A 13,467-nucleotide genomic window follows, 5' to 3' on the forward strand; every position below is an offset into this window, starting at 1 on the left:
GCTTCTAATAAAAGGAGGCGTCTGATATGATAGTTGACAAGATTGAACGGATTAACTGCTACAATGGGATCGTGCCGGGTTTTCAGGAGGCTGTGGCATTTGCGCTTGGCCTGGCTGATAAGCCTGCGGGGAGATATGAGTGTGATACGCTTCCGGCAGGGACCGCTTTTGCCATGGTCCAGGAGGGCGAGACGCAGCCGTATGAGGACGGTATGATCGAGGCGCACCGCAGGTATCTGGATGTGCAGATCATGCTCGAGGGCGGCGAGACTGTGTACTACGCAGACATTGACGGTCTGACTGAGACCGTTCCGTACAAGGATGATATTGTTTTTTATGAGAAAGCAGGACAGCCTGCACGGATTGAAAAAGGGATGTTCTACCTTGTACTCCCGCATGACGGCCATCTTCCGAGCCGTTATCTGGACGGTCCGGGGAGATTCCGCAAGATCGTTCTGAAGGTTCTTGTATAAAAGACCGGGAAAATCGGAAGAATAACCAGATTGAAAAACGAAAAGACTGAACAGACAAAAAACAGCTCTGGCACGGGAAGGCGTGCCGGGGCTGTTTTTTTAACAGGATTTTATGTTAATTAGAGTTTATTCTTTGAACAGAAAAAGAAAAAGGTGTATACTGATCAGGGAGAGAAAAACACAAAAATGTGTTTAAAAGATATAAAATGATCAAAACATAGGAAAAAGTGTATTTTTGTGAATATTAAACAAATATAAAAAGGAAATTTTGTTCATTAATTTAACAGAAAAGGATTGACTTTGCGGGAGAAAGTGATTAAAATTGTGAGTGTAAAGAGAAATAAGTTTTTTCGATAAACACAATACCAAAAAGTCATTTAAGAAGATTTATTTATTTAATACAAAGTTTGGAGGAAAAACTTATGAAAAAAGGTATGAACAGTGCTGAGATGCAAAAGAATAACAGAGTCCTGGTGTTCCGTACTCTTCTGGAAAAGGGAAGTATGACGAGAACAGAGCTGGCATCAACCTTGAATCTGCAAAAAGCCACGATCACGAATATCATTAACGAGTTTTATGAGATGAACATTGTGGGGGTAGATGGCGATACAGCAGCAGGGCGCCGGGGGGAAAAAATCTGTTTACAGCTGGACGACATTTATCTGATGTCGGTAGGGATTACACGTAAGGACTATCAGTTCAGTGTTTTTACACTTGGAGGAAAGCATGAAAAGTATCTCAGATACAGCTTTAAAAAGGATGAAACCATTTTTCAGATCGTTGAAAAAATGAAGGAGGATGCAGCAAAACTGGCTTCGCTGTTTGGGAACGACAGGATCATTGGTGTTTGCCTGGCTGTGCCGGGACTGTTTATCAACCGCCCGGAGAAGAAGGAAGAAATCTTTATGGTTTCTGAGTTTGAAGAGCTTAGTCAGGTGAATATCCGGGAAGAGCTGGAGCAGGTACTCCATAAGAGAGTGCTGATCAAACACGATGCAAAGCTGTCAGCCTATGCAGAGTGGAGATGCGCAGAGGAGATCCAGGGGATTGAAAGGGCAAGCCTGGCGGTCATACGGTCAAGAGGATATGGTATTGGTGCAGGATTTGTCGTAAATGGAGCGATCATGAACGGACATCTCGGAATTGCAGGCGAGGTTGGTTATATGGGGATTAACTATAATGGCAATCGTCTGGGCTATGAGAGAGCTGGTACATATGAGTACTGCGCCGGATCAGAAAGCGCTGTTCGCTATGTTGCACAGAGACTGACAGAGTTTCCAGATAGTCCGCTGACAGAAAACAGCAGTTATCAGGAAGTTTTGGAGGAGTATCGAAAAGGCGATCCGCTGGCTGTGTGGGCGGTAGAGAAAATGGCATGGATGCTGGGATATGGCATTGCCAATATTATCTATACCGTAAATCCGGACTGCATTATTATAGGATCTGATTATCCGGAAACAGAGCATTTTCTTTCTAAAGTAAAAGAATCTGTACGCAAATGCGTTCCTCCGTATGTGGAAGAATGTGCCGTGATCCGTTTCTCACATCTGAATGAGGATTCATTTTTACTGGGGGGTTACTATTATACATTGGGGCGTCTGGTAAAAGAGGACATTTTTGGACTGATCAGTCAGGCCAGAGCTTCACAGCAGATGAAGTAAATATGTAAATATTCTCCGAGCTGTCCCGGGAAGCGGGAGCATGGAGCCTAGGACCAGAGGACCGTGATACGCAGGATAGCGCAGGAGTAAAAAATAAAGAAATAAAGGAGATAATCAACATGAAAAAAAGATTAGGAGTTTTGATGATGACAGCTGTAATGGCAGGCAGTATGGGAATGACCGCTCTTGCCGAAGAGGTAGATGTAAAAGATATTACACTGGCTTATGTACCGACCACAATGAACAATCCTTTCTGGTCTGCTATGATGGGCGGTATTACAGAGAAAATGGAAGAGCTTGGGATGGATCCGGACAGTCAGCTGGTAACGGTAGATGCCAACAGCGATCAGGCAACGATGAACAACTATGTAAATGATCTGATCGCACAGGAGGTAGACGCCATCATCCTTGCACCTATGGACTGTACAGCAGTGACAGAGGCGCTTCTGGCATGTGAGGAAGCTGGTATTCCGGTAGTGAATGTCGATACGGCCGTTGATGCGGTGGATAAGGTGGCAGCAGTCATTGCTTCTGACAACTATAAGGCTGGTGTTGTGTGTGCAGAAGATATGATGAGCAAGCTGGAAGAAGGATCAAAGGTAGCAGTTATGAATCAGCCGTCTGGTACTGCCTGCGTAGAGCGTGAGAAGGGATTTATTGACACCGTTGGCGACTACTTTGAAATCGTTTCAACTACCGATACAGAAGGCGATACAGCAAAGACGATGACTGCAGCAGAAGATGTCCTGACTGCGGATGATGATCTGGCAGCATTCTTCTGCATCAATGATATGGGAGCGCTTGGCTGTGTACAGGCCTGCTCTGCAGCAGGAAAAGAAGACATCCTGATCTATGGTGTTGACGGAAATCCGGATTTTATGGGGTATGTAGAAGATGGTTCTGCTACTGCTTCTGCAGCACAGCAGCCGTCCGTGATCGGTGCAAATGCGGTTGAGACAGCGATCGCTACGCTGAATGGAGAAGAAGTGGAGCATGATCAGGTGGTTGATGTGGAGCTGATCACAGGAGAGAATATTGCGGAATTCGATATTTCAGATTGGCAGTAAATAAGATTGCATTGTTTCCGGAGGGTGTTGAAATAATGTAAAATACAAAAAAGCTGCCGGGGTTTACGAAAGTAGTTCTCCGGCAGCTTTTTATGTAAGAGGAGTGACAAAATGCAAAAAGAACTTTTACGTATGGAGAATATTGTAAAGACTTTTCCGGGGGTTAAAGCGCTTAACCGCGCTGCGATTACGGTACATGCGGGGGAAGTAATGGGCTTCATGGGAGAAAACGGAGCCGGAAAATCCACCTTAATGAATGTACTGGGAGGTGTTTTCCCGGCAGATTCCGGTGATATATATATCGAAGGAAAAAAGGTGGAGATCCATTCTATCCATGAATCTCAGGCTCTTGGTGTTGCATTTATCCATCAGGAGCTGGCTCTGGAGCCGTATCTTACTATTGCAGAAAATATTTTTCTGGGACGTGAGATCAGGAACTCCCTGGGTATGGTCAGCAAGGATAAGATGGCGGAAGCGGCAAGACCGTATTTGCAGCGGGTAGGTCTGGATGTTGATCCGAATCAGTACGTCCGGCAGTTGTCTCTGGGCCAGCAGCAGATGGTAGAGATCGCCAAATCCTTTTCCTTAAATGCAAAGATTCTGATTTTGGATGAACCGACCTCGTCTCTTTCGGAGAAAGAAGTGGAGATCCTGTTTCGGACTGTAAGAGACCTGAAAAAACAGGGGATGGGAATTATTTTTATTACTCACAAGATGGCAGAGGTATTTCAGCTGTGCGATGCAGTTACGATTATGCGGGATGGTGAATTTATGGGCTCCCGCAGATCTTCGGAGTGTTCAGAGAGTGAATTGATCTCCATGATGGTGGGACGGGACCTTGGAAACTACTATGTACGCACGTTTAATGAGCCGGGAAGGGTGATGCTGGAAGCAAAAAATATCAATGCGGGGAAACGGGCAGTGAATTGCAGCTTTCAGGTACGCAGCGGCGAGATCGTTGGTTTCTATGGACTGGTAGGAGCAGGCCGCTCGGAGCTGATGAAAGCGATCATGGGGCTTGATCCTATGGATTCCGGAGAAATCTATCTGGAAGGGAAAAAGGTCACAAAGCACAATCCTGTTTTTATGCAGCAGCAGGGCGTTGCGCTGGTTCCGGAAAACCGGAAAACAGAGGGACTGCTTTTGAATAATACGATCCGGTTTAATATTACGCTTCCCGTATTATATCGCTTTATCAAAGCCTTGCGGGTAAACAGCAGCAGGCAGGATGAGATTGTGGAACACGGCATGAAAGCGCTGCGTATAAAGGCGCCCTCTTCAAACGTAAATTGTTCAACCCTGTCCGGAGGTAATCAGCAAAAGGTATTGCTGGCAAAATGGCTGGCGACAGATCCCAAGATCTTGATTCTGGATGAACCGACCAGAGGTATTGACGTAGGTGCGAAGGCGGAGATTTATACGATTATCAACAATCTGGCAAAAGAAGGCCTGGCAATTATTCTGATTTCTTCTGAAATGCCGGAGGCTATGAATATGAGCGACCGCATTATTGTTATGAAGGAAGGGTATATTACCGGCGAGCTTTCACATGAAGAAATGGATCAGGAAAAAATACTGAAATATGCGATGGGGGTATCAGACGATGAATAAGAATAAATCACAGAGTGCTGCCGGGCGGGCAGTCAAGGATTACTTTAGCCAAAACTGGGGTATTTTAGCAGGATTGGGGATTTTGATTATCGTTTTTTCGATTTTCGGAAATAATTTCCTGACACAGAAGAATCTGCTGAACCTGCTGAGAACGTGTGCGACGAACTGCTATCTGGCGATCGGTGTGCAGATGGCTATCATTCTGGCAGGAATTGATCTGACAGGCGGCGCGTTGGCTGCATTGAGCGGTGTTATGACGGTAGCTGCTTTCCAGTGGTGGGGAATGCCGGTGCAGATCGCAGTTGTGCTCGGCGTTTTGATCGGTCTTGTGATCGGTTTTTTAAATGGTTTTATTGTAGCATATACAGGTATCCATCCGTTTGTAGTCACTCTGGCTATGCAGTCGATCTGTCGTGGTACTGCGTATCTGGTAGCAAATGGCTCTCCGGTAACAGCCTACGGAAACGATGCTTTTGCCGTGATCGGACAGGGATCATTAGGACCGGTTCCGCTTCCTGTCATTTATATGATCATCTTCCTGGTACTGGATTTCCTGTTTCTGAATAAAACCAAAACGGGACGTTACATATATGCAGTTGGCGGAAATGAAGTTTCTGCCCGCTTTTCCGGTATCAATGTAAAGAAAATAAAAATTCTGGTCTGGACGATCAGCGGTATCCTTGCAGGCTTTTGCGGCGTTGTGCTGGCATCCCGTCTGGCATCCGGTCAGCCGGCAACTGGTGAAGGATATGAAACCGATGCGATCGCAGCGGCAGTGCTGGGCGGCACTTCCTTCTTTGGAGGAACCGGATCGGTAGGCGGTCTGCTGATAGGTGTTCTGATCATTGGACTGATCTCTAATGGACTGAACCTGATGCATGTAAACTCCTACTGGCAGTTTGTATTAAAGGGTATCATTATCATTGCAGCTGTGTATGTTGATATGATGAAGCAGAGAAAACAAAATTCTGCAAAATAATTTTTATGGAAAAGGAGAATGATTATGAACAGTAATAAGAAAAAAGAATTAGAGCTGTGGGCAGCCCGCATCCGCAAGACTGCACTGCAGACAATTCAGACAGCAGGCTCAGGCCATATCGGAGGATCGTTTTCTCTGGGAGAAATTCTTTCCGTATTATATTTTGATAAAATGAATATTGATCCGGCAGATCCACGGAAAGCGGACCGTGACAGGCTCGTACTTTCTAAGGGACATTGTTCTCCGGCATTGTATGCAGCTTTGGCGCTGCGGGGATTTTTCCCGGTTGAGCATCTGTCTACCTTCCGCCAGATTGACAGTGATCTTTCCGGGCACGTAGAGATCCATGTACCGGGTGTAGATATGTCGGCAGGCTCTCTGGGACAGGGGCTTTCAGTAGCGGTCGGCATGGCGATGTACAGCAAAGCGTCAGGTACCGGGAACCGCGCGTTTTGTATCCTGGGAGACGGCGAGATCCAGGAAGGACAGGTATGGGAGGCTGCCATGTGCGCAGGCTTTTATAAAACAGATAATCTGATCGCGTTTGTAGACAATAATAAGCTGCAGCTGGATGGCAGCCTGGAAGAGGTTATGTCGCCGTATCCGATCGGAGAAAAGTTTAAGGCTTTTGGCTGGAATGTCCTGGAGGTAGACGGACATGATGTGGAACAGATCGCAGATGCTGTCGAGCTTGCGAAGGTTGTGAAGGGAAAGCCAACGGTGATCGTAGCGGATACAGTGAAAGGAAAAGGTGTATCCCTGTTTGAAAATAACGTAGATTTTCATGGCGGACAGCCGAAAACGGATGAGTGGCCAGTCTGCTTTGCAGAACTGGATGCGAAAATTGCAGAACTGGAGGGATAAAAAATGGGCGAGAATATTTCAACAAGAGAGGCATATGGCCGCGCGCTTGTGGAGTTTGGAAACAATGAAAAAATTTATGTATTTGATGCAGATCTGAAGAAATGTACCATGACAACTTACTTTGCAGACAAGTATCCGGAGCGTTTTTTTAATATCGGTATTGCAGAGGCAAATATGGTAGACGTTGCAGCAGGTTTTGCAACCTGCGGTGCAACGGCACTGGTACATACATTCGCGATTTTCGCAGCAGGCCGTGTGTATGACCAGGTGAGAAATGATGTAGCCTATCCGGGACTGAACGTAAAGGTGATCGGGAGTCATGCAGGACTTACGGTGGGAGAGGATGGAGCGACGCATCAGTGTATTGAGGATATCAGCCTGATGCGCACGATACCGGGGATGACGGTAATCGTTCCGTGTGATTCCAATGAGGTACGCCTTGCGACAAAAGCGATGCTTGAATACGAGGGACCGTGCTATTTCCGTACAGGGCGTCCGGCAGTGGAGTGTGTCACAGATACCTTTGAAGATTATAAATTTGAAATTGGAAAAGGTGTGCAGCTGACCGATGGGAAGGATGTAACGATCATTGCATGCGGCCTTATGGTACAGGAGGCATTGAAAGCCGGAAAGCTCTTGGAAAAAGAGGGAATCCGTGCAAGAGTGATCGACATGCATACGATCAAGCCGATCGACCGGGATATCATCATCAGAGCGGCAAAGGAAACAGGAGCCATTGTTACGGCGGAAGAGCACAATATCATTGGTGGGCTCGGAGCAGCTGTCTCTGAGGTGGTAGTTGCGACAGAAAATGTTCCGGTTGAGTTTGTAGGTGTAGAGGACGTATTTGGCCACTCCGCAGCGCCGAAGGTTCTGCTGGAGAAATATGGACTGACGCCGGAAAATATCGCAGAAAAGGCAAAGAGGGCAATTGCCAGAAAATAATCGGGAAACAGAATGGAACGATGCTATATGGAAAAAAAGTACGTAATAGGTGTGGATTTTGGAAGTGATTCCGTCCGTGCGGTAGTAGTAGATACGCACAGCGGAGATACGGCAGGGAGCAAGACAGTCTTTTATACCAGATGGAACCAGGGCTTGTATCAGCACCCGGAACAGGGGATTTTCCGGCAGCACCCGCTGGATTATCTGGAATCGCTTGAGCTGTGTATAAAAGGGGCAATACAGTCTTTGTGTGAAGAAGAAAGGGCATTGATCGCAGGGATCGGTATTGATACTACAGGCTCTACGCCGGCTCCGGTTGACGAAAACGGCACACCGCTGGCGCTTCTTCCCGGCTTTGAAGAAAATGAAAATGCCATGTTTCATTTGTGGAAGGATCATTCTGCGTTTGCTGAGGCAGAGGAGATCAACGAACTTTTTTTGCATGGAAGTGATACGGATTATACGAAATACCAGGGGAATTACTGTGCAGAGTGGTTCTGGGCGAAAATATTGCATACAATACGGACAGATGAGCAGATTTTGGCTGCCGCCTATACCTGGGAAGAGCACAGCGACTGGATCGTAGGCGTGCTGTGCGGGGAAACTCGTCCTGAGCATCTTTATCACGGCGCCTGTGCTGCGGGCCATAAGGCATACTGGCATAGCGAGTGGGGCGGCCTTCCGGCAGCAGAGCTTCTGGAGCGTCTGGATCCGTATCTGGTGCGAGTGCGGGAACGCTATGGCAGGAAGCCGCAGCCGGCAGTGGTAAAGGCGGGACATTTATGTCCGGAATGGGCGAAGCGTCTGGGGCTCGATGAAGGCGTGGTTATTTCAGGAAGCTCTTTTGACGCACATGCCGGCGCTGTAGGCGCCGGTATCCGGGAAAAGACCATGGTCTGTACAATGGGGACTTCTGCGGTGGACATGATCGTAGAAAAAGCAGAAAATCTGGACGGGAAGGACATCAAACGTTTTTGCGGACAGGCAGAAAATTCAATCCTGCCGGATCTGGTTGGTGTGGAGACTGGACAGGCTGCATTTGGAGATATTTTTGCTTGGTTTAAAAAGTTGCTGATGTGGCCCATTCAGTGTTTTAAGGAGATACTGCCACCGGAACAGTACGAAAGTCTGTGGGGAACTCTGGATGAAAATCTGCTGCCAATGCTTCAGACATATGCCCGGCAGCTTGCGGATACGCCATTTCCTATTTCTCTGGACTGGTTTAATGGACGGCGCTATCCGGATACGGATGATTTTCAGACAGCAGTGATCAGCGGACTGCGTCTTGGTATGGAAGCGCCCGTGCTGTATCGTTCTCTGGTGTTTGGGGCAGTCTGTGGATTAAAGCGGATCATAAGAGGGTTCGAGGAACAGAAGATTGAGATATCAAATGTTATCGCCGTAGGAGGGATTTCTAAAAAATCCGAGTATGTGATGCAGATGATGGCAGATGTTCTGGAAAAAGATATCGCTATCGTAGATGCAGATCAGACCTGTGCACTGGGGGCGGCTATATATGCCGCAGTCGGCAGCGGAGTCTATGCAGATGAGCAGGAGGCCAGCGCGCATATGGCAGCTAAGGTGACACATATCTTTCACCCGGATGTCGGGAAGTATGAATTCTACCGCGCGCGTTACGCGGAATATCTTCGCCTTGCCGAAAGGAGCAGTCAGAAGAAATAAAATTTACAAGGCATGACTGGTTAGAAGAAGACAGGGAACAGGGCAGTGATGGAAAGGGATCAGAAGCTTTTGCAGCATAGGATGCGCTACAGACGCACCAACTGCAAGAAGCTTCTAATTTAAAAAATATAATTAAAATATGCAAACTATAAATATGATAAAATGAGGAGGGTTGAAACGACTTGGATTTGAGAGAAATTAGTAGAAATATATTAGAAGTGGTTGTAAAATAAAAGATGAAATATTGAAGTTGGAAGAAAGTAAAGGTGGGAGTTTATAATGAGTCAACTAAAAGCTAAAGATTGCTTGTGAAAACAGTGGTCATATTATTGCGAACAATTTTCCTGAGGTCAGGAAAATCGTAAGTGCCGGTGCAACGAGTAAGCCGGTTAAGGATTCAAACGTATCGGCAGGAAGTGGCAGATCATTTTAGCAACCTGTTAATATATTGCTTGCACAAATACAATATGAGTGGAGGTAAAAATGGAACTGAACAGACAGAATGCACAGGCAGCGCTGCAAATGGCGTCTGAGACAAATCCGGGACCGTGGACGGAGCACTCCCGTTATGTGGCGCAAGCCTGCGAGAACATAGCTGCGCGGTGCGGACATCTGTCAACAGAAAAGGCGTATCTGTATGGGCTGCTGCATGATATCGGGCGTTATCCCGGCGTGAGCTCGGAAAAGCATCTGATTGATGGTTACCGGTACTGCATGGAGCGTGGATGGGAGAAGGCGGCGCAGATCTGCATTTCGCATGCCTTTATGATACAGGATGTCAGTACCTCGATCGGTACGTTTGATGTGAGCGAAGAGGACTATCAGTTTATGAAGGGATTTGTAGCAAATGCGGTCTATGACGATTATGATCGTCTGGTGCAGCTGTGCGACTCACTGGCTCTGCCGACAGGCTTTTGTCTGCTGGAAAAGAGATTTGTGGATGTGACGCTTCGGTATGGCGTTCATCCCTCAACGGTCGATCGCTGGAAAAAGATATTAGAGATAAAGGATTTATTTGAAAAGCAGATCGGCTGTTCGATCTACAGCCTGCTTCCCGGCGTTGTGGAGAACAGCTTTTGTTAGAAGGAAGGATGAAAAAATGAAGAAAAAGGAGCGATCTATCTTTTCAGATGGTACGCTCCTTTTTATAGCCGCTTCTTTTATCCAAGCAGTGCGGAATCATTCGTAAACGCTTCGCCGCTTGCATGCTCGAACTGGTCAAGCAGGTCGCGGACGGTCAGCTTTTTCTTATCCTCGCCTGCGATATCGAGAATGATCTGTCCGTTCATCATCATGATCAGACGGTTGCCGTGCTGGATCGCATCTTTCATGTTGTGGGTGATCATTAAGGTGGTCAGATGGTCGCGGTTGACGATCATATCGGTGATCTCCAGAACTTTGGCAGCCGTCTTGGGATCGAGTGCCGCGGTATGCTCATCGAGAAGCAGAAGCTTTGGTTTCTGGAGTGTTGCCATCAGAAGCGTCAGTGCCTGACGTTGTCCTCCGGAGAGGAGCCCTACCTTTGAGGTCAGGCGGTCTTCAAGTCCGAGACCGAGGACTTTTAACAGCTCACGGTATTCGGCGCTTTCTGATTTTGAGATGCCGGGGCGCAGGAAACGCGTTTTTCCTCGGCGTTTTGCAAGCGCCAGATTTTCCTGTATCTCCATTGTGGCGGCGGTACCTGTCATCGGGTCCTGAAATACCCTGCCCAGATATGCGGCGCGTTTGTATTCCGGCAGCTTTGTGACGTCGACGCCATCGATGAGGATCTGCCCTTCGTCGACGAACCATGTACCGGCCACGGCATTGAGCATGGTCGACTTTCCGGCTCCGTTCCCTCCGATCACAGTGACAAAATCGCCGTCGTTTAATTTGAGAGAAAGCCCGTTTAGCGCAGTCTTTTCGTTGATCGTGCCAGGATTAAAGGTCTTATAAAGGTTCTTGAGCTCAAGCATTCGTACTGCCTCCTTTCTTTGCCGGCTTTGAAAAATATTTTCCTTTCCAGTACGGGAAGGCGAGGAATACGGCTACGACGAGCGCAGACAGGAGCTTGAGCAGATCCGTGTCGATGCCGAGCCAGATAACGGTCTGGAGCACAAGGTAGTAGAGGATCGAGCCAAGCACAACGCCAAGGAGCTTAAAGCCAAAGTTGCGGAAGATCTTTCCAAATACAGCTTCGCCGATGATCACAGCTGCGAGACCGATGACGATCGCGCCGCGCCCCATATTGACGTCGGAGAAGCCCTGATACTGTGCCAGGAGCGCGCTTGAAAAGGCGACGAGACCGTTGGAGAGCATCAGACCGATCACGGTATTGCGCGCGGTATTAATGCCCTGTGCGCGGGACATGTTTGGGTTGCAGCCGGTAGCGCGCAGAGAACAGCCGAGCTCTGTGCCGAAAAACCAGTACAAAAGGGCGATCAGTACGAGTATGATAACAGCGACGATCAGGATCGTATTCTGCCATACGGGGACGTTTTTGATATAGCGCAAAGAGACGAGCAGATCGTATTTGTCTACGTTGATCGCCTGGTTCGCTTTGCCCATGATCTTCAGGTTGACAGAGTATAAAGACAGCTGAGTCAGGATGCCGGCGAGGATGGCAGGGATACCCATAAAGGTATGGAAAATGCCTGTCACCAGTCCGGCGAGCATGCCGGCTCCGGTAGCCGCGAGCATTGCCACCCAGACGTTGCAGCCGCTGAGCATCAGCATGATGCACACGGCGCCTCCGGTACACATGGTCCCGTCTACGGTCAGATCAGCGACATCGAGGATCCGGTAGGTCAGGTAGACGCCGATCGCCATGACTCCCCAGATAAGCCCCTGTGCGGCTGCGCCCGGAAGTGCGTTGATAAGATTCATAATCTCCATTTGAAGTTCCTCCTAATTGCCAAAAGGAACAGCGAGAGAAGTGTTCTTTCCCGCTGTCCGCTGGTAATCCTGATATGTGATTGAAAAATGTCTGTTTTTCTGTATTATTCTGCTGCTTCGATCGCTTCATAGCCTTCCGGGATCTTGATGCCGAGGGCTTCACAGATATCCGGATTGTATTTTTTCACAAAGGTCGGCGCATATTCGATCGGCATTTCAGAGATATCGGATTCTCCGGTAAGGATCTTTACGGCCATCTCACCTGTGGTGCGTCCGATATCGTAGTAGCTGATAGAAAGTGTGGCAACACCGCAGCCAGCGCAGATGCCCTCTTCGCCGGCAATGATCGGGATACCTGCCGGCTGGCAGATATTGTTGATGATCTCTGTATTAGAAGCGGCTGTGTTGTCTGTCGGAACATAGATGACATCGCATTCAGAAGAAGCTGTCGTTACGACAGAGGACAGATCATTGGAATCGGAGAACGCGTAGTATTCACAGGAATACCCCAGTTCTTCCAGCTCTGCTTTTACGGTATCTACCTGATACTGAGAATTTGCCTCTGCGGAGCAGTACAAAAGGCCGACATTTTTGGCATCCGGAAACAGCTCATGGAGCATGGCTGCCTGCTCATCGAGCGGAGCGAGGTCGGAGGTACCGGAGACATTGCCGCCTACAGTTCCGTCAAAATCTTCAAGCTCCAAAGCGACGCCGTACTCGGTGATCGAAGTGCCGAGGATCGGGATCTCGTTTGTACCGGCCACCGCTGCCTGCAAGGAGGCTGTCGCATTTGCGAGGATCAGGTCTACGCCATTGGAGACGAAGCTGTTGATGATGGTGGAACACGTATTAGAATCCCCCTGCGCATTCTGTTCATCAAAGGTCACTGCATCGCCAAGCTCCTCTGACAGCACATCCTTAAATCCCTGTGTGGCAGCATCGAGCGCCTCATGCTGTACGAGCTGGCAGATACCTACGGTATAAGACTGTGATTCTTCGGCAAGCGCTGTCGTGCCGATCAGACTTGTGGCTGCGGCTGCCAGGATCACAGTAGTTAACATCTGTTTTTTCATAATAAAATCCTCCCTGATCATAATATATCATGATGTCAGGAATCATTTGCTTCCGGCATCATTTTATTGAACTACATCAATATATCACTTTAAAGCGAAAAAGTCAAGCGCGATAAGAAAAAAGAATGTGTTCTGATACATTCTTTTTAAGTCGTCCGTTCTGATAAAACTCTGGCTGTCAGAGCGAAAGATTCGTAACAGTTCAGCCGTCTGCCTGATTGCACTCAGATTTTTGCA

At 47.9% G+C, this 13,467-nt stretch carries 12 protein-coding genes; 9 read left to right on the forward strand and 3 right to left on the reverse strand.

Annotation, left to right across the window (positions count from 1 at the left end):
* Positions 1 to 26 precede the first annotated feature (26 nt).
* The 9 genes from QOX44_RS06100 (at position 27) to QOX44_RS06140 (ending at position 10,366) form a co-directional block, all read left to right on the forward strand.
* Positions 27 to 473, forward strand: coding sequence for a YhcH/YjgK/YiaL family protein (locus QOX44_RS06100; protein WP_283682122.1), 447 nt, complete (start codon positions 27 to 29; stop codon positions 471 to 473).
* Positions 474 to 895: 422 nt separating this feature from the next.
* Positions 896 to 2,134: an ROK family transcriptional regulator gene (locus QOX44_RS06105; RefSeq protein WP_283682123.1), complete on the forward strand. Its 1,239-nt coding sequence runs from the start codon at positions 896 to 898 to the stop codon at positions 2,132 to 2,134.
* A gap of 119 nt (positions 2,135 to 2,253) precedes the next feature.
* The gene (locus tag QOX44_RS06110) at positions 2,254 to 3,201 is read left to right on the forward strand and encodes a substrate-binding domain-containing protein (protein ID WP_283682124.1); all 948 of its coding nucleotides are present in this window, start codon (positions 2,254 to 2,256) and stop codon (positions 3,199 to 3,201) included.
* A gap of 111 nt (positions 3,202 to 3,312) precedes the next feature.
* Complete coding sequence (locus tag QOX44_RS06115) at positions 3,313 to 4,812, forward strand: sugar ABC transporter ATP-binding protein (protein WP_283682125.1); 1,500 nt, start codon at positions 3,313 to 3,315, stop codon at positions 4,810 to 4,812.
* Complete coding sequence (locus tag QOX44_RS06120; protein ID WP_283682126.1) at positions 4,805 to 5,791, forward strand: ABC transporter permease; 987 nt, start codon at positions 4,805 to 4,807, stop codon at positions 5,789 to 5,791. Before QOX44_RS06115 ends, QOX44_RS06120 begins: the two co-directional genes overlap by 8 nt.
* 24 nt (positions 5,792 to 5,815) lie before the next feature.
* Positions 5,816 to 6,655: a transketolase gene (locus QOX44_RS06125; RefSeq protein ID WP_283682127.1), complete on the forward strand. Its 840-nt coding sequence runs from the start codon at positions 5,816 to 5,818 to the stop codon at positions 6,653 to 6,655.
* Between the two features lie 3 nt (positions 6,656 to 6,658).
* On the forward strand, positions 6,659 to 7,600 hold the full coding sequence (locus tag QOX44_RS06130; RefSeq protein WP_283682128.1) for a transketolase family protein: 942 nt from the start codon (positions 6,659 to 6,661) through the stop codon (positions 7,598 to 7,600).
* A gap of 27 nt (positions 7,601 to 7,627) precedes the next feature.
* Entirely contained in the window at positions 7,628 to 9,283 is a 1,656-nt protein-coding gene (locus QOX44_RS06135) for a ribulokinase (protein ID WP_283682129.1), read from the forward strand.
* 483 nt (positions 9,284 to 9,766) lie between these two features.
* Positions 9,767 to 10,366 (forward strand): HD domain-containing protein, encoded by a 600-nt coding sequence (locus QOX44_RS06140; protein ID WP_283682130.1) that lies wholly within the window; start codon positions 9,767 to 9,769, stop codon positions 10,364 to 10,366.
* A 77-nt stretch (positions 10,367 to 10,443) separates the two neighbouring features.
* On the opposite strand, the gene QOX44_RS06145 is transcribed toward QOX44_RS06140, so the two are convergent.
* The 3 genes from QOX44_RS06145 to QOX44_RS06155 all read right to left on the reverse strand — a co-directional run bounded on the left by QOX44_RS06145 (position 10,444) and on the right by QOX44_RS06155 (position 13,230).
* Positions 10,444 to 11,238 carry an ABC transporter ATP-binding protein gene (locus QOX44_RS06145; protein ID WP_283682131.1) on the reverse strand — a complete coding sequence of 265 codons (795 nt, stop codon included), beginning with the start codon at positions 11,236 to 11,238 and terminating at the stop codon, positions 10,444 to 10,446.
* Positions 11,231 to 12,157: an ABC transporter permease gene (locus QOX44_RS06150; protein WP_283682132.1), complete on the reverse strand. Its 927-nt coding sequence runs from the start codon at positions 12,155 to 12,157 to the stop codon at positions 11,231 to 11,233. The genes QOX44_RS06145 and QOX44_RS06150 overlap by 8 nt, the downstream gene beginning before the upstream one ends.
* Positions 12,158 to 12,261: 104 nt before the next feature.
* Positions 12,262 to 13,230 carry an ABC transporter substrate-binding protein gene (locus tag QOX44_RS06155; protein ID WP_283682133.1) on the reverse strand — a complete coding sequence of 323 codons (969 nt, stop codon included), beginning with the start codon at positions 13,228 to 13,230 and terminating at the stop codon, positions 12,262 to 12,264.
* Positions 13,231 to 13,467: the final 237 nt, after the last annotated feature.

The organism is Parablautia sp. Marseille-Q6255, assembly GCF_951230155.1.
Lineage (GTDB): Bacteria > Bacillota > Clostridia > Lachnospirales > Lachnospiraceae > Choladousia.

Coding starts and splice junctions, on each gene's coding strand:
- QOX44_RS06100 (WP_283682122.1), top strand. CDS start 27: ATGATAGTTGACAAGATTGAACGGATTAACTGCTACAATGGGATCGTG.
- QOX44_RS06105 (WP_283682123.1), top strand. CDS start 896: ATGAAAAAAGGTATGAACAGTGCTGAGATGCAAAAGAATAACAGAGTC.
- QOX44_RS06110 (WP_283682124.1), top strand. CDS start 2,254: ATGAAAAAAAGATTAGGAGTTTTGATGATGACAGCTGTAATGGCAGGC.
- QOX44_RS06115 (WP_283682125.1), top strand. CDS start 3,313: ATGCAAAAAGAACTTTTACGTATGGAGAATATTGTAAAGACTTTTCCG.
- QOX44_RS06120 (WP_283682126.1), top strand. CDS start 4,805: ATGAATAAGAATAAATCACAGAGTGCTGCCGGGCGGGCAGTCAAGGAT.
- QOX44_RS06125 (WP_283682127.1), top strand. CDS start 5,816: ATGAACAGTAATAAGAAAAAAGAATTAGAGCTGTGGGCAGCCCGCATC.
- QOX44_RS06130 (WP_283682128.1), top strand. CDS start 6,659: ATGGGCGAGAATATTTCAACAAGAGAGGCATATGGCCGCGCGCTTGTG.
- QOX44_RS06135 (WP_283682129.1), top strand. CDS start 7,628: ATGGAAAAAAAGTACGTAATAGGTGTGGATTTTGGAAGTGATTCCGTC.
- QOX44_RS06140 (WP_283682130.1), top strand. CDS start 9,767: ATGGAACTGAACAGACAGAATGCACAGGCAGCGCTGCAAATGGCGTCT.
- QOX44_RS06145 (WP_283682131.1), bottom strand. CDS start 11,238: ATGCTTGAGCTCAAGAACCTTTATAAGACCTTTAATCCTGGCACGATC.
- QOX44_RS06150 (WP_283682132.1), bottom strand. CDS start 12,157: ATGGAGATTATGAATCTTATCAACGCACTTCCGGGCGCAGCCGCACAG.
- QOX44_RS06155 (WP_283682133.1), bottom strand. CDS start 13,230: ATGAAAAAACAGATGTTAACTACTGTGATCCTGGCAGCCGCAGCCACA.